Genomic DNA, 14446 nt, shown 5'->3' with positions numbered 1-14446 from the left:
CACCCTCCTCGCAGCGAGCCGCCATGAACCACAGCCTCGATATCAGCCATCGCGACCCGGACCTGTTTGGCTTGCTCTACGGCTTTCGTTTTCTGCCCGGGGAGCGCGGTCGCGAGATCGATTCGGCGACGGCGTTGCGCTGTTTGCAGGATGACGGTGAGAGCGATGAATTTCTCTGGCTGCACCTGAACCTGGCCCACGCCGCGTGCGAGCGCTGGATGAAAAGTCATCTGCAATTGCCCGAGGAATTTTTCGAGGCGTTGCACGAAGGTTCGCGTTCGACACGCATCGAGCATGTCGATTCGGCGCTGCTGGCGGTGGTCAACGATGTGGTGTTCAACCTCAGCAGCATGGTCTCCTCCGACGTGTCGACGCTGTGGGTCTGCGTGCGCAGCAAACTGATCGTCAGCGCGCGCCTGCAACCGCTGCACTCGGTGGACAAGTTGCGCTCGTCGGTGAAGGCCGGTGAGTGCTTTCGCTCGCCCTCGGAACTGCTCGTGCATTTGCTGCGCGATCAGGGCGAAGTGCTGACGCAGATCGTGCGCAAGACCAGCCTGAGTGTTGATCAGGTCGAAGACGAACTGCTCTCCTCGCGCCTGTCGACCAACCGCGCCGAACTTGGCGCCAACCGTCGCGTGCTGGTGCGACTGCAACGGCTGCTGGCGTTGGAGCCGGGTTCGCTGCTGCGCCTGCTCAATCGTCCGCCGCCGTGGTTGCAGAAGGAGGACGTCAAGGAGTTGCGCAAATCCACCGAGGAGTTTGCGCTGATCATCAACGACCTCACCGCCCTCGGCGAGCGGATCAAATTGCTGCAGGAAGAGATCGCCGCCAACCTCAACGAACAAAGCAACCGCACGCTGTTCACCCTGACGGTGGTGACGGTGCTGGCCTTGCCGATCAACATCATTGCCGGTTTTTTCGGCATGAATGTCGGCGGTGTGCCGCTGTCCCAGGACCCGCACGGATTTTGGGTGCTGGTCGCGCTGGTGGCGACGTTCACGGTGATTGCCGGGCGTTGGGCGTTTCGCAAGCGCGGGGATTATTGAGCGCAAAACGCAATGCCACCGTAGGGCAAATGTGGGAGCGAGCCTGCTCGCGAAGTCGGTGTGTCAGATAAATCAATGTTGAATGACATGGCGCTTTCGCGAGCAGGCTCGCTCCCACAGTTCGGGCCAAGGTGAGAAGTCAGAGCGTTGAACGAACGACATCGCCGAGCCAATCCATAAACACCCGCACCCGCAGCGGCAAATGCCTTTGCCGCGCGTACAACAACGAAATCGCCATCGGCGGTGCGGTGTGTTGCGGCAGTACGGTCACCAGTTCGCCATTTTCCAGATGCGGCTGCATGCCGGTGCGCGGGACCTGCGTCAGCCCGAAGCCGCCAAGGCACGCCGCTTCATAGGCGTCGGTGCTGTTGACCGTGACACTGCCGGCCATCGCTACGCGCCGCACTTCGCCACCCTCCTCATAGACAAACCCTTCCGAACGCGAGCCCAGTACGCCGACGTAATGCACCAGCCGATGCTGCGCCAGATCCTCGATGGTCTGCGGCACGCCGTAGCGTTGCAGATAAGCGGGACTGGCGCAGTTGACCATCGGGAAGTCGCCGAGATGCCGGGCGACCACTGACTGATCCGGCTGCGCGCCGATGCGTAACACGCAGTCAAAACCCTCGCTCAGCAGATCGACACGGCGATCGGTGCTGCTGATTTCCATCTGCAGATTCGGGTGGCGATCCATGAATTCCGGCAGGCGCGGCAGGATCAGCCGTCGCGCAAGGATGTTCGGCATGTCGACACGAATACGCCCGGTCAGCGACGCCTCGTCCTGACGAAACAGCCCCTCGATTTCATCCATGTGCGAGAGCAGATCCTTGCTGCGCTCATACAGCACCAGTCCATCCTGAGTGGCCTGCACCTTGCGCGTGGTGCGCTGCAACAGCCGCGTGCCGAGCAAGGCTTCGAGCGCCTGCACCTGTTCGGACACCGTGGAGCGCGGCAGGCCGAGGCTTTCACCGGCGAGAGTGAAACTCGACAGTTCGCTGACCCGGACGAAGGTGCGCAGCAGTTCCAGTTTGTTCATGACAAGCCCCGGTGATTGTTCGGCTGAGCCGATCAGTGATTCCGCTTTTGCCGTGTTTATCAGCTCAGGGCGGATAAATAAACTTCTTCCATCCCCACTCAACGCAATCGAGGAAGTCCGCATGAATCGCAAAATCGCACTGATCACTGGCGCCAGTCGTGGCCTGGGCCGCAGCGCCGCCCTGCACCTCGCCGCGCAAGGCATCGACATCATCGGCACCTACAACAGCCGCGCCGACGAGGCCCAGGCGCTGGTCACTGAATTGCAGGCACTCGGCGCGAAAGCGGCGATGCTGCAACTGGACGTCGGCCACAGCGAAAACTTCGCTGCGTTTGCCGAGCAGGTTGAACGAGCACTGGAACAGACTTTTCAGCGCCAGCGCTTTGACTTCCTGATCAACAATGCCGGGGTCGGCGTGCATGCGCTGTTCAGCGAAACCACCCCGGAGCAGTTCGATCTGCTGATGAACGTGCAGTTGAAAGGACCGTTCTTCCTGACTCAGCAGCTGTTGCCGCTGATCAATGACGGTGGGCGCATCGTCAATATCTCCAGCGGCCTGACCCGCTTCAGCCTGCCCGGTTACGGCGCTTATGCGGCAATGAAAGGTGCGATGGAAGTGCTGACGCGTTATCAGGCGAAAGAGTTGGGTGCGCGGCAGATTGGCGTGAACGTTCTGGCGCCGGGGGCGATTGAAACCGACTTCGGCGGTGGCACGGTGCGCGACAACAGCGCGGTCAACGCGATGGTTGCCAGCAACACTGCGCTGGGTCGTGTGGGGCTGCCGGATGATATTGGCGGCGCATTGGCGCTGCTGCTGTCAGAGGGTGGACAGTGGATCAACGGTCAGCGGGTCGAGGCATCCGGCGGCATGTTTCTCTGACTTTCTGCCCGATGACTCACCTTTGTGGTGAGGGAATTTATCCCCTCACCACAGGTTTACCTCAGCTTTCACATGCGCGGCGGGCCATGAAGCGCTCGCGCAGTACGTCATAACCCCAGTGATAGACATAGGTGTACGGCAGGAAGAACAGCAACACGCCAATGTCGAGCAACAACGCCTGCCACAGGCTGACCGACAGCCACCAGGCAATCAGCGGCACGCCCATCACGATCAGCCCACCTTCGAACAACAGCGCATGCACTACACGGACCCAGGCGTTGTGCGGCAGATTCATCCGCGCCAGAGCACGGTCGAAAAAACGGTTGAACACCACGTTCCACGCCAGTGCCAATATCGCAATCAGCACGGTGACCGCGCCCATGTCGAGCAGCGGTTTTTGCATGATCCAGGCGAGCAGCGGTGTACAGATGAGGATGGCGAGAAATTCGAAACCGATAGCCTGAAAAACACGTTCGGTAATGGACTTGTGGGCAGTCATGGCCTGACTCCTTGTTTGACGATGATTGCCATGATCCAACCGAATACCGATACTTCAAAACCAATAACCATCGATCAAGGCGATAGTTCATGGCTTCGCAGGAAGTGCTGTTGGCATTTGTCCAGGCAGCGACGCAAGGCTCGTTCTCAGCGGCGGCGCGCAAGTTGGGGCGCAGTCAGTCGACCATCAGCGCGGCAGTGGCAAGCCTGGAGATCGATCTGGATCTGCAGCTGTTCGACCGCAGCAGCCGCAAGCCCACGCTCACCCCTGCCGGCCACGTGATGCTGCAAAAAGCCGAGGCGATTCTGGCCGCCACCAGCCGCCTAGAGATGAGCGCACGGCAATTGGCGCAGGGCGTCGAGCCGAAGCTGACCGTGGCGATTTCCGACACTTATCAGTCGTATCGTTTCGAGGCGGCACTGGTGGGTTTCGAGCAGCGTTATCCGGAGCTTGAGCTGGAATGCCTGATTGCCGAATGCGAAGACCTGATCGAACTGGTCCAGCGCGGCCGGGCGCATTTGGCCTTCGCGGAAATGCAAGACAACTACCCGCCGGATCTGGTCACCTCGACCGTGGCCGAGCGCACGGAGATTGCATTGTTCGTCAGCCGCGAGCATGCGTTGGCGAAGCTTGAGCATGTCGATCAGCAGATTCTCGAGCAACATCGCGAGCTGCGCCTGGCAACCATCGTCAATCCGTATGACAGCCGTGGCAAAGGCCGGGTGTGGTCGGCGCCGAGTTATCTGATGCTGCTGGAAATGGCGGAAAAAGGCTTTGGCTGGGCACCGTTGCCGAGGTGGCTGGTACAGCGCTATGCCAATGACTTGCTGATAGAGCTGGACGTGCGCGGCTGGCCGAAACCGGTGTTTGTCGACGCCTTGTGGTCGCGCTTGTATCCCCCGGGGCCGGCGGGGAGTTGGTTGCTCAGCAAGATGCTCGAATAAGATCAAAAGCCCCTCACCCCAGCCCTCTCCCGGAGGGAGAGGGGGCCGACCGAAGTGTCTGGCGTTATGCATCGACCTGAAAAACCTTATCGATTATGGATTCAAGACAATTCGTTCAAGTTGGTGACTCCCTCCAATATCCCCCCAATCAGCCCCCTCTCCCTTTGGGAGAGGGGGCCGACCGAAGTGTCTGGCGTTATGCATCGACCTGAAAAACCTTATCGATTATGGATTCAAGACAATTCGTTCAAGTCGGTGAATCCCTCCAATATCCCCCCAATCAGCCCCCTCTCCCTTTGGGAGAGGGGGCCGACCGAAGTGTCTGGCGTTATGCATCGACCTGAAAAACCTTATCGATTATGGATTCAAGACAATTCGTTCAAGTCGGTGAATCCCTCCAATATCCCCCCAATCAGTCCCCTCTCCCTCTGGGAGAGGGGACCGACCGAAGTGTCTGGCGTTATGCATCGACCTGAAAAACCTTATCGATTATGGATTCAAGACAATTCGTTCAAGTCGGTGAATCCCTCCAATATCCCCCCAATCAGCCCCCTCTCCCTTTGGGAGAGGGGGCCGACCGAAGTGTCTGGCGTTATGCATCGACCTGAAAAACCTTATCGATTATGGATTCAAGACAATTCGTTCAAGTTGGTGACTCCCTCCAATATCCCCCCAATCAGCCCCCTCTCCCTTTGGGAGAGGGGGCCGACCGAAGTGTCTGGCGTTATGCATCGACCTGAAAAACCTTATCGATTATGGATTCAAGACAATTCGTTCAAGTCGGTGAATCCCTCCAATATCCCCCCAATCAGCCCCCTCTCCCTTTGGGAGAGGGGGCCGACCGAAGTGTCTGGCGTTATGCATCGACCTGAAAAACCTTATCGATTATGGATTCAAGACAATTCGTTCAAGTCGGTGAATCCCTCCAATATCCCCCCAATCAGTCCCCTCTCCCTCTGGGAGAGGGGACCGACCGAAGTGTCTGGCGTTATGCATCGACCTGAAAAACCTTATCGATTATGGATTCAAGACAATTCGTTCAAGTCGGTGAATCCCTCCAATATCCCCCCAATCAGTCCCCTCTCCCTCTGGGAGAGGGGGCCGACCGAAGTGTCTGGCGTTATGCATCGACCTGAAAAACCTTATCGATTATGGATTCAAGACAATTCGTTCAAGTCGGTGAATCCCTCCAATATCCCCCCAATCAGTCCCCTCTCCCTCTGGGAGAGGGGGCCGACCGAAGTGTCTGGCGTTATGCATCGACCTGAAAAACCTTATCGATTATGGATTCAAGACAATTCGTTCAAGTCGGTGAATCCCTCCAATATCCCCCCAATCAGTCCCCTCTCCCTCTGGGAGAGGGGGCCGACCGAAGTGTCTGGCGTTATGCATCGACCTGAAAAACCTTATCGATTATGGATTCAAGACAATTCGTTCAAGTCGGTGAATCCCTCCAATATCCCCCCAATCAGCCCCCTCTCCCTTTGGGAGAGGGGACCGACCGAAGTGTCTGGCGTTATGCATCGACCTGAAAAACCTTATCGATTATGGATTCAAGACAATTCGTTCAAGTCGGTGAATCCCTCCAATATCCCCCCAATCAGTCCCCTCTCCCTCTGGGAGAGGGGGCCGACCGAAGTGTCTGGCGTTATGCATCGACCTGAAAAACCTTATCGATTATGGATTCAAGACAATTCGTTCAAGTCGGTGAATTCCTCCAATATCCCCCGATCAGTCCCCTCTCCCTTTGGGAGAGGGTTAGGGTGAGGGAAATTCACAGACTGCCCACAATCGCCAGAGCGCCAAGGTCAGAGCATTTCCAGCGCCATGATCCGTCCTCGAATAAACCGCCGCTCCGGCTCCTGCCGCGTCAGCTCCAGCGCCCGCTGATACGCTGCCCGCGCCTCCTCCACTCGGCCCAATTGCCGGCAAAACTCCGCCCGCGCCGAATGCGCCAAGTGGTAATCCTGCAACTCCCCACGCGCCAAAATCCCTTCAACCAACAACAACCCGGCCAACGCTCCATCCCGTTTGGCCACCGCCACCGCGCGGTTCAGCTCGATCACCGGCGACGGCACCGCGCGCAGCAACACGTCGTACAGACCGACAATCTGCTGCCAGTCCGTTTGCGCCGCCGACGGCGCTTCCGCATGCACCGCTGCAATCGCCGCTTGCAGACAATATGGCCCGAAACGCCGCGTGCTCAGCGCGCTCTCGACCAGCGCGCAGCCTTCGGCCATCAACCCGGCATCCCACAACGAGCGATCCTGATCGTCGAGCAATACCAGTTCACCGCTCGGCGAGGTTCGTGCCGGCCGGCGTGATTCATGCAGCAGCATCAGCGCCAGCAGACCCATGACTTCCGGCTCAGGCAGCAACTCCATCAACAAGCGCCCCAGCCGAATCGCTTCGCGCGTCAGGTCCTCGCGGGTCAGCTCGGCGCCGACCGAGGCCGAATAGCCTTCGTTGAACACCAGATAAATCACCCGCAACACGCTGTCCAGGCGCTCGGGCAATTCGTTCAGCGTGGGTACTTGATAAGGGATTTTCGCGTCGCGGATCTTGGCTTTCGCGCGGACGATACGCTGGGCAATCGCCGCCGGCGCCGAGAGAAAAGCACGGGCGATTTCCTCGGTGGTGAGGTCGCAGACTTCACGCAAGGTAAGCGGCACCTGCGCATCCGCCGCCAGTGCCGGGTGGCAGCAGGTGAAGATCAGCCGCAAGCGATCGTCTTCCACGTCTTCGCCACTCCAGTCAGCCTGCTCCAGCTCATCGAGTTGTGCCAGCAGCAACGGTTGCGACGCCTTGAACCGCGCGCGCCGGCGCAGCACATCGATGGCTTTGAAACGTCCGGTCGAGACCAGCCAGGTGCGCGGGTTGTCCGGCACGCCGTCGCGCTGCCAGCGCTCGACCGCGACGAAGAACGCCTCGTGCAAGGCTTCTTCAGCGAGGTCGAAATCACCGAGCAGGCGGATCAGCGTGGCCAGAATCCGCCGCGAATCCTCACGGTAGACCTGCTCGACCCGCGCCCTGACGTCAGACATTCAACTGCCGCACCGGGCGCACTTCAACGCTGCCCACCCGCGCTGCCGGAATATTGCCGGCGACCTGGATGGCTTCGTTGAGATCCTTGGCATCGATCAGGTAGAAACCGGCCAGTTGCTCCTTGGTTTCAGCGAAAGGCCCATCGGTGATCGACAACTTGCCGTTGCGCATTCTCACGGTAGTCGCAGTCTGCACCGACTCCAGCGCTTCGGCGGCGATCATCCGCCCGCTACCCTGAATCGACTCGGCGTAGGCCCAGCATTCGGCGTCCTCCGGGCTGTCGGGCGAGGTGTGCAGCAGGCGTTCATCGCTGTAGACCAGGCATAGATATTTCATGGCGATCTCCTGATTCGAACGGATCAACTATGGCTGAAGATCAGGGGGTCACATCGAACAGCGTCGCGCCGCTCATCGGATCAAACGGTGCCGACCAGTGCTCGTGGGCAATCTTCCACGCCCCGCCGATTTGCCGGTAACAGCCGGTGACACGCATCCAGCAACTCTGGGTTTCGCCTTTGTCATTGGTGCCGCCGCAGTTGGCCACCCAATGGGCGAAAGCGATGTTGTCGGCACTTTCGATGGCGATTTCGTGGAACTCGAAGATGTGCGGGCCGGGGCACATTTCCATGCACTCGACCCAGTGCGCGCGGTACGCCGCTTTGCCTTTGAATTGCAGGGCCTTGATCGCATCGAACGAGACGATGTCGTCGGCGTACAGGGCCATGACTTTCTCGACGTCCTTGGCCATTACCGCTTCGCGATAGGTGTTGATCAGAGTCTGGATCTCGCTTTGTGCGCTCATGGTGTTCTCCGTGTTTTTTGTTGTGAAGACACCCTTAGTCGTTTGCCCAATGCGCGGATCGACAGGGCAAACAAAAAAATTTCGCCGACGACAATCTCGCTAGAATCCGAGGCTCACTCTTTGTAGGAAAAAGGAAATTCCCGTGTCAGCCCAACTCGTGCCTTACGACAGCCTCAGCCCTTTGCAGCGTCAGCAAGTCGAGGCCATTGAAATCCACCCCGAGCAGATCAGATTCTCCGGCGACATCCACGGTGCCTTGCACACCCTGCTGTCGAAGCCCGGCCCCGGCGTAAAGGGTTTTGCCCTGCTGGCGGACGACGTACCGGTAGCGTTTCTGCTGCTCAAGCGCCCACCGGTGTTGCCCGACTGGGCCGACGAACACAGCGCCACATTGCATGCCTTGCAGGTCGATCGCCGTGCGCAGGGCATGGGTTATGGCAAGGCCTGCCTGCAAGCGCTGCCCGCTGTCGCCCGTGAAGCGTGGCCGGAAATCAAAGGACTGGAATTGTCGGTGGACGCCGACAATGAGGCGGCGATTGCGCTGTATGCCAAGCATGGCTATGTCGACAGCGGCGAAGCGTACAAGGGCCGGATCGGTTACGAGCGGCGGATGGGGCTGTTCTTCTGAGTATCCCCTGATCGTTCCCACGCTCCGCGTGGGAACGCCTCTTTGTGACGTTCTGCGTCACGGTTTTGGGACGCGGAGCGTCCCCGGCTGCATTACCACGCGGAGCGTGGGAACGATCAGGCAGTTTCGATAGGTGTTGGCTTCAGAGGGTCAGGATCATCTCGTGCCACGCCATGCCGCCGTGGTCGGACTCCGACGGTTTGATGTAAGCAAAGCCAAACCCGGCGTACAACGCAATGTGTTGCTCTTTGCACATCAGATGAATTGTCGCTTTGTCCATCCCACGCATGCGCTCGATGAATTCGCCAAGCAGGCGCTTGGCCAGGCCCTGCCCTTGGTAATCCGGGTGCACCACCACCGACATGATCACCACGTTCGGCCCTTTCGGGTCGTGGCCGATCAGCTCCTTGAAGGCCTCGTCGGACATCTGCACGTCGAACGCCGCGCCGGAATTGATGAAACCGGCGACCACACCGTCCACCTCGGCGACGATGAAGCCGTCCGGCCAAGTGGCAATGCGCGTGGCGATCTTTTCGCGGGTAGCAGCTTCGTCGCCTTCATAGGCGTCGGTTTCAATGGCGTAGCACCGGTCGAGGTCGGCGGCGCTGACGTTGCGGATCACGGTGTTCATGGCAGCTCAAAAATCTGTGGAAACAAGGCCCGCCAGCATAAAGCAGAACCACCGGGGCGGACATGCTCCGCCTCGATTGTTACACCGCTCAAGCCTTGATCGGCAGCCAGATTTCCAGGGTGCCGGTATTGAGCTTCGGATTGAAATCCTCGCTATAGCGCTCGAATTCCGGGGCATCCGCCGCTTCGTAAGCGGACTGCGGCAGCCAGGTGTTCCAGATGTACTGAAAGGTGTCAGGGAGTTGCGCCAGTGACCCCTTGTGCTCGAACACCGCATATTTCTGCGGTTGGATTTCAACCCAGCGATACTTTTCCGGCAGGTCGTCGAGCTTGTCGATCTGCACCCCGGCGATGTATTCGAAACCGCCCTCGCCGTCCGCGTTGCAGGAAACGCCGTAGGTCACTTCATTGACTTGCGCGGGGATTTTTCCCAAGTGCGGGATCAGTTTTTCCCACAACGCGGGAATGTTTTCGGTGGTCTCCTGAGTGAATCGCCCGCCGAAACCGGCAATCAACAGAAATTGCCCGTGTTCGAAGCGCGGCCCAGCCAATTCGACGCGTGGTTGTTCATCCATGACGCGACTCCTCAGAACGCAAAAGTGGGTTCGGCTGGGAGTATAGAAAGCCCGATCCGTTTCGCACGTTTACAGCGCATGCAACTGCTCGACGGCGCCCGAGCCGACAAGCTCGTTGTACCCGGAAACGATCACGTAGACCGCGAAATAGCAGAAGATCGCCGCCGATGCCAAGTAGGAGTAACGCAGCAGCTTGTCGCCCAGCAGCTTGCCGCCGTGGCTTGCCGCGAAGCACAGACCGGCCGACCACAGCAGCCCGGCGCAGAGAAAGCCGCCCAAAAACAGCGCCGAACTCAACGGACCACCGCCACCGGATCGCGCAATCAACGTGCCGCCGACCGCAGCAAACCAGAGAATCGCACTCGGCGACGACATCGCGAGAAAGATGCCGCGAAAGAATTCCTTGCGATGGGAGTTCTGCCCCACTTCCGCGGTTTCCGCCAGCAGCGCTTCGTGGTGGATCGCCGAATAAATCATCTTCGCCGCGAAGTAGATCAGCAGCGCCGAACCGCCAATCCACAGCACCCAGCGCACGGTTTCGTATTGCAGCAAAACAGTCATGCCGGCCAAGGCCAGCACCGCGTAAATCAGGTCGCCGACGCAGGTGCCCAGGCCCAGGGCGAAGCCCTGAAAGTAGCCGCGCTGCATGGCCAGGGTGATCATCGCGATGTTGGCTACGCCGATATCCAGGCACAGCGAAAGGCTCAGCAAGAAGCCGCTGGTGAATTCCATTGACCGATTTTCCTTGAAAAAAATGTTTACAACCGCGCTGGACAGTATGCCATCACTGCACTTATCTTCCGCCACAGGTCACCGCAGTGACCAGCGTCGCTCGGACGGTTCCGGGCGCTTACGTTATCCGAGGCAACAATGGCCGAACAAGGTTCGCCGCGCCGCTTTGCGCGCATAGATCGACTCCCCCCTTACGTGTTCAACATCACCGCCGAGCTGAAGATGGCCGCTCGCCGCCGTGGTGAAGACATCATCGACCTGAGCATGGGCAATCCCGACGGCGCCACGCCGCCGCACATTGTCGAAAAACTGGTGCAGGTCGCCCAACGTGAAGACACCCACGGTTACTCGACGTCCAAGGGCATTCCGCGCCTGCGCCGGGCGATTTCCAACTGGTACAAGCAGCGCTACGAAGTCGATATCGACCCGGAAAGCGAAGCCATTGTCACCATCGGTTCCAAGGAAGGCCTGGCGCATCTGATGCTGGCGACCCTGGACCAGGGTGACACCGTACTGGTGCCGAACCCGAGCTATCCGATCCACATTTACGGCGCAGTTATTGCCGGCGCTCAGGTGCGTTCGGTGCCGCTGGTGCCGGGCGTGGACTTCTTCGATGAGCTGGAGCGGGCCATTCGCGGCTCGATCCCCAAACCGAAAATGATGATCCTCGGTTTCCCGTCCAATCCGACCGCGCAGTGCGTGGAGCTGGACTTCTTCGAACGGGTGATCGCCCTCGCCAAGCAGTACGACGTTTTGGTCATCCACGATCTGGCTTACGCCGACATTGTCTACGACGGCTGGAAAGCCCCGTCGATCATGCAAGTGCCGGGGGCCAAGGACATTGCGGTGGAGTTTTTCACCCTGTCCAAGAGCTACAACATGGCCGGCTGGCGCATCGGGTTCATGGTCGGCAACCCGGAACTGGTCAGTGCCCTGGCGCGGATCAAGAGCTACCACGACTACGGCACCTTCACCCCGCTGCAAGTGGCGGCGATTGCCGCGCTGGAAGGCGATCAACAGTGCGTGCGCGACATCGCCGAGCAGTATCGTCAGCGGCGCAACGTGCTGGTCAAAGGCCTGCATGAGCTGGGCTGGATGGTCGAGAATCCGAAAGCGTCGATGTATGTCTGGGCGAAGATTCCCGAGGCGTATGCGCATCTGGGTTCGCTGGAGTTCGCCAAGAAACTGCTGGCCGAGGCCAAGGTCTGCGTTTCGCCGGGCGTGGGTTTTGGTGAGTACGGCGATGATCACGTGCGCTTCGCCCTGATCGAAAATCAGGACCGCATTCGTCAGGCCGTGCGCGGGATTCGCGGGATGTTCCGCGCGGATGGCTTCAATCCGAAGTCCCCTGCCTGACACCTGTCCCCTGTGGGAGCGAGCCTGCTCGCGAAAGCGGTGGGTCAGTCAGCATAGATGCAGCTGACACGACGCCTTCGCGAGCAGGCTCGCTCCCACAATGGCTTTCAGTGAACCACGAAATCCACCCACAAAAAAACCGCATCACTGCGGTTTTTTTGTGCCTGCAAACTGCCGTTTAAACGAACAGCGACAACAGCAGGATAAAGCCCAGGCCCACTACCGACAGAATGGTTTCCATCGCGGTCCAGGTCTTGAAGGTTTCGGCCACAGTCATGTTGAAGTACTGCTTGACCAGCCAGAAACCTGCGTCGTTGACGTGGGACAGAATCAGCGAACCGGCGCCGGTGGCCAGCACCAGCAGCTCACGGTTGACGCCCGGAATCATGCCGACAACCGGCACCACGATGCCGGCGCCAGTGATGGTCGCCACGGTCGCCGAACCGGTTGCGATACGGATCACCGCCGCCACCAGCCAGGCCAGCAGGATCGGCGAGATCTGTGCGCTGACCGCCATGTGGCCGATCACATCACCCACGCCACTGGTCACCAGCATCTGCTTGAAGCCACCGCCCGCACCAATGATCAGAATGATCGCGGCGGTTGGCGCCAGGCTCGCGTCGAGCCACTTGAGCATCTGGTTGGAACCGATGCCCTGCTTGTAGCCAAAGGTGTACAGCGACAGCAGCAACGCCAGCAGCAGTGCGGAGATCGGGTGGCCGATCATGTCCATCCAGATACGGAAGAAGTTGCCGTCCGGCAGCGCTACGTCAGCGAAGGTTTTCAGCAGCATCAGGAATACCGGCAACAGCACGGTGACCAGGGTGATGCTGAAGCTCGGCAGGTTGGCCGAATCGTTTTCGCGGGCCAGTTGATCGACCAGCTCCTGATTCGGGTGGCCAGGAATGTGCTTGGCGATGAAGGTACCGAAGATCGGACCGGCAATGATGGCGGTCGGCAGCGCGACGATCAGACCGTAGAGAATGGTCTTGCCGATGTCAGCGCCGAACACACCGATGGCCAGCAGCGGGCCTGGGTGCGGCGGTACCAGACCGTGCACCGCAGAGAGGCCGGCGAGCAGCGGGATACCGATCTTGATGATCGATACGCCAGTGCGACGCGCAACGATGAACACCAGCGGAATCAGCAGCACGAAGCCGATTTCGAAGAACAGCGGGATACCCACCAGGAACGCAGCGAACATCATCGCCCACTGCACCTTGTCCTTGCCGAAGGCGCGGATCAGGGTCTGGGCGATCTGATCGGCGCCGCCGGATTCGGCCATCATTTTGCCGAGCATGGTGCCCAGGGCGAGGATGATGCCGACGAAACCAAGCACGCCACCGAAGCCGTCCTGGAACGCCTTGATGATGGTATTGATCGGCATGCCGGAAGTCAGGCCGAGGAAGGCGGCGGCGATGGTCAGGGCAATGAACGGGTGAATCTTGAACTTGGTGATCAGGATAATCAGGCCGATTACCGTGACCACCGCATCGAGCAGCAGGAACGTCTCGTGGGACATGCCAAACATGGGGGGTGTCTCCTGGATTGTTGTTGTTATTAAAGCGGGTTGAACAGAAGTCGGGAGGACAGCGCTGTCTTTTTCAACATGCTCATATCGCCTGTTTCAGGCCGTTGGCCTGCCACCAGACGTGAGCCTGCAGGGCCAGCTCTTCGACGCTGTGAATCGAGGCATTGAGCGGCAGAGTCAGCGGCTCGCCCTTGGGCGATTCGAGGGTGGCAAACTGGCTTTCGATCAACGTCGCCGGCATGAAGTGGCCCGGGCGGTGCGATACACGCTCGGCGGCGACTTCCGGAGTCAATTCAAGAAACACGAAGCCCAGACCCGGCAAGGCACTGCGCAGACGTTCGCGATAGCTGTGTTTAAGGGCGGAGCAGGTCAATACCGGGCGCTGGCCTTGGGCATCGACGCGACGCAGTTCATCGCACAGGCTGTCGAGCCAGCCGGCGCGGTCTTCGTCGTTCAGGGGGATCCCCGCGCTCATCTTTTCGATGTTCGCGGCCGGATGGAAAGTATCGCCTTCAATGGCAGTGGCGCCGCTCAAATGGCACAGGGCCTGGCTGACGCACGTCTTGCCGCAACCGGCAACGCCCATGATGACCAGGGCGGTGATGGGATGACTCATATAACACCTCAGCGCGCAGACAGCGCTACCTTTGCTAGCTATGACTCTAGTGCACAGGCAGAAGTTGCCGACGCCTTCTTGTCGTTTTTTTGGGTTGCAGCAGGTTTGTTCCCGACGCCAAAGAGC

At 59.4% G+C, this 14446-nt stretch carries 16 protein-coding genes; 6 read left to right on the top strand and 10 right to left on the bottom strand.

What is annotated here, in order from left to right:
- Positions 1–23: 23 nt before the first annotated feature.
- The gene (locus CKW30_RS18205) at positions 24–1046 is read left to right on the top strand and encodes a transporter (protein ID WP_095181507.1); all 1023 of its coding nucleotides are present in this window, start codon (positions 24–26) and stop codon (positions 1044–1046) included.
- A 139-nt stretch (positions 1047–1185) separates the two neighbouring features.
- On the opposite strand, the gene CKW30_RS18200 is transcribed toward CKW30_RS18205, so the two are convergent.
- On the bottom strand, positions 1186–2082 hold the full coding sequence (locus CKW30_RS18200; protein ID WP_095181506.1) for a LysR family transcriptional regulator: 897 nt from the start codon (positions 2080–2082) through the stop codon (positions 1186–1188).
- A 121-nt stretch (positions 2083–2203) separates the two neighbouring features.
- Between CKW30_RS18200 and CKW30_RS18195 the strand changes: the two genes are divergently transcribed.
- Positions 2204–2962, top strand: a complete 759-nt coding sequence (locus CKW30_RS18195; protein ID WP_095181505.1) for an SDR family NAD(P)-dependent oxidoreductase — start codon at positions 2204–2206, stop codon at positions 2960–2962.
- A gap of 61 nt (positions 2963–3023) precedes the next feature.
- Here CKW30_RS18195 and CKW30_RS18190 read toward each other — a convergent pair whose 3' ends face one another.
- Positions 3024–3461, bottom strand: coding sequence for a multidrug/biocide efflux PACE transporter (locus CKW30_RS18190; RefSeq protein WP_095181504.1), 438 nt, complete (start codon positions 3459–3461; stop codon positions 3024–3026).
- 89 nt (positions 3462–3550) lie between these two features.
- On the opposite strand from CKW30_RS18190, the gene CKW30_RS18185 reads away from it, so the two are divergent.
- Positions 3551–4405, top strand: a complete 855-nt coding sequence (locus tag CKW30_RS18185; RefSeq protein WP_041479210.1) for a LysR family transcriptional regulator — start codon at positions 3551–3553, stop codon at positions 4403–4405.
- Positions 4406–4471: 66 nt separating this feature from the next.
- The gene (locus tag CKW30_RS27020; protein WP_143497985.1) at positions 4472–6172 is read left to right on the top strand and encodes a hypothetical protein; all 1701 of its coding nucleotides are present in this window, start codon (positions 4472–4474) and stop codon (positions 6170–6172) included.
- Between the two features lie 41 nt (positions 6173–6213).
- Here the strand turns inward: CKW30_RS27020 and CKW30_RS18180 are convergent, their stop codons facing one another.
- Genes CKW30_RS18180 through CKW30_RS18170 form a run of 3 tightly spaced genes read right to left on the bottom strand, consistent with a single transcriptional unit; the run spans position 6214 to position 8252 of the window.
- Positions 6214–7449: an RNA polymerase sigma factor gene (locus CKW30_RS18180; RefSeq protein ID WP_095181503.1), complete on the bottom strand. Its 1236-nt coding sequence runs from the start codon at positions 7447–7449 to the stop codon at positions 6214–6216.
- The gene (locus CKW30_RS18175; protein ID WP_095181502.1) at positions 7442–7786 is read right to left on the bottom strand and encodes a YciI family protein; all 345 of its coding nucleotides are present in this window, start codon (positions 7784–7786) and stop codon (positions 7442–7444) included. Before CKW30_RS18175 ends, CKW30_RS18180 begins: the two co-directional genes overlap by 8 nt.
- A 40-nt stretch (positions 7787–7826) precedes the next feature.
- Positions 7827–8252, bottom strand: coding sequence for a nuclear transport factor 2 family protein (locus tag CKW30_RS18170; protein ID WP_095181501.1), 426 nt, complete (start codon positions 8250–8252; stop codon positions 7827–7829).
- 142 nt (positions 8253–8394) lie between these two features.
- Between CKW30_RS18170 and CKW30_RS18165 the strand changes: the two genes are divergently transcribed.
- Positions 8395–8880, top strand: a complete 486-nt coding sequence (locus tag CKW30_RS18165) for an N-acetyltransferase (RefSeq protein WP_095181500.1) — start codon at positions 8395–8397, stop codon at positions 8878–8880.
- Between the two features lie 142 nt (positions 8881–9022).
- Here CKW30_RS18165 and CKW30_RS18160 read toward each other — a convergent pair whose 3' ends face one another.
- The 3 genes from CKW30_RS18160 to CKW30_RS18150 form a co-directional block, all read right to left on the bottom strand.
- Positions 9023–9511, bottom strand: coding sequence for a GNAT family N-acetyltransferase (locus CKW30_RS18160; RefSeq protein WP_041479202.1), 489 nt, complete (start codon positions 9509–9511; stop codon positions 9023–9025).
- 88 nt (positions 9512–9599) lie between these two features.
- Positions 9600–10085, bottom strand: a complete 486-nt coding sequence (locus CKW30_RS18155; protein WP_095181499.1) for a GyrI-like domain-containing protein — start codon at positions 10083–10085, stop codon at positions 9600–9602.
- Positions 10086–10154: 69 nt separating this feature from the next.
- On the bottom strand, positions 10155–10817 hold the full coding sequence (locus CKW30_RS18150) for a LysE family translocator (RefSeq protein ID WP_095181498.1): 663 nt from the start codon (positions 10815–10817) through the stop codon (positions 10155–10157).
- A 138-nt stretch (positions 10818–10955) separates the two neighbouring features.
- Between CKW30_RS18150 and alaC the strand changes: the two genes are divergently transcribed.
- Positions 10956–12173 carry an alanine transaminase gene (alaC, locus tag CKW30_RS18145; RefSeq protein WP_056787993.1) on the top strand — a complete coding sequence of 406 codons (1218 nt, stop codon included), beginning with the start codon at positions 10956–10958 and terminating at the stop codon, positions 12171–12173.
- A gap of 178 nt (positions 12174–12351) precedes the next feature.
- On the opposite strand, the gene CKW30_RS18140 is transcribed toward alaC, so the two are convergent.
- Complete coding sequence (locus CKW30_RS18140) at positions 12352–13704, bottom strand: GntP family permease (RefSeq protein WP_016773551.1); 1353 nt, start codon at positions 13702–13704, stop codon at positions 12352–12354.
- Between the two features lie 82 nt (positions 13705–13786).
- Positions 13787–14320, bottom strand: coding sequence for a gluconokinase (locus tag CKW30_RS18135; protein ID WP_041479197.1), 534 nt, complete (start codon positions 14318–14320; stop codon positions 13787–13789).
- Positions 14321–14446 lie beyond the last annotated feature (126 nt).

Origin of the sequence: Pseudomonas sp. Irchel 3F6 (assembly GCF_900187595.1) — a bacterium.
Taxonomy (GTDB): Bacteria; Pseudomonadota; Gammaproteobacteria; order Pseudomonadales; family Pseudomonadaceae; genus Aquipseudomonas; species Aquipseudomonas siliginis.
This window is presented reverse-complemented; position numbering and strand designations above follow the sequence as displayed.

Bases quoted from the DNA above. Each gene is read 5' to 3' on its own strand.
- CKW30_RS18205 (WP_095181507.1), top strand. From the start codon at position 24: ATGAACCACAGCCTCGATATCAGCCATCGCGACCCGGACCTGTTTGGC.
- CKW30_RS18175 (WP_095181502.1), bottom strand. From the start codon at position 7,786: ATGAAATATCTATGCCTGGTCTACAGCGATGAACGCCTGCTGCACACC.
- alaC (WP_056787993.1), top strand. From the start codon at position 10,956: ATGGCCGAACAAGGTTCGCCGCGCCGCTTTGCGCGCATAGATCGACTC.
- CKW30_RS27020 (WP_143497985.1), top strand. From the start codon at position 4,472: ATGCATCGACCTGAAAAACCTTATCGATTATGGATTCAAGACAATTCG.
- CKW30_RS18135 (WP_041479197.1), bottom strand. From the start codon at position 14,320: ATGAGTCATCCCATCACCGCCCTGGTCATCATGGGCGTTGCCGGTTGC.
- CKW30_RS18185 (WP_041479210.1), top strand. From the start codon at position 3,551: ATGGCTTCGCAGGAAGTGCTGTTGGCATTTGTCCAGGCAGCGACGCAA.
- CKW30_RS18200 (WP_095181506.1), bottom strand. From the start codon at position 2,082: ATGAACAAACTGGAACTGCTGCGCACCTTCGTCCGGGTCAGCGAACTG.
- CKW30_RS18155 (WP_095181499.1), bottom strand. From the start codon at position 10,085: ATGGATGAACAACCACGCGTCGAATTGGCTGGGCCGCGCTTCGAACAC.
- CKW30_RS18140 (WP_016773551.1), bottom strand. From the start codon at position 13,704: ATGTTTGGCATGTCCCACGAGACGTTCCTGCTGCTCGATGCGGTGGTC.
- CKW30_RS18170 (WP_095181501.1), bottom strand. From the start codon at position 8,252: ATGAGCGCACAAAGCGAGATCCAGACTCTGATCAACACCTATCGCGAA.
- CKW30_RS18195 (WP_095181505.1), top strand. From the start codon at position 2,204: ATGAATCGCAAAATCGCACTGATCACTGGCGCCAGTCGTGGCCTGGGC.
- CKW30_RS18160 (WP_041479202.1), bottom strand. From the start codon at position 9,511: ATGAACACCGTGATCCGCAACGTCAGCGCCGCCGACCTCGACCGGTGC.
- CKW30_RS18190 (WP_095181504.1), bottom strand. From the start codon at position 3,461: ATGACTGCCCACAAGTCCATTACCGAACGTGTTTTTCAGGCTATCGGT.
- CKW30_RS18150 (WP_095181498.1), bottom strand. From the start codon at position 10,817: ATGGAATTCACCAGCGGCTTCTTGCTGAGCCTTTCGCTGTGCCTGGAT.
- CKW30_RS18180 (WP_095181503.1), bottom strand. From the start codon at position 7,449: ATGTCTGACGTCAGGGCGCGGGTCGAGCAGGTCTACCGTGAGGATTCG.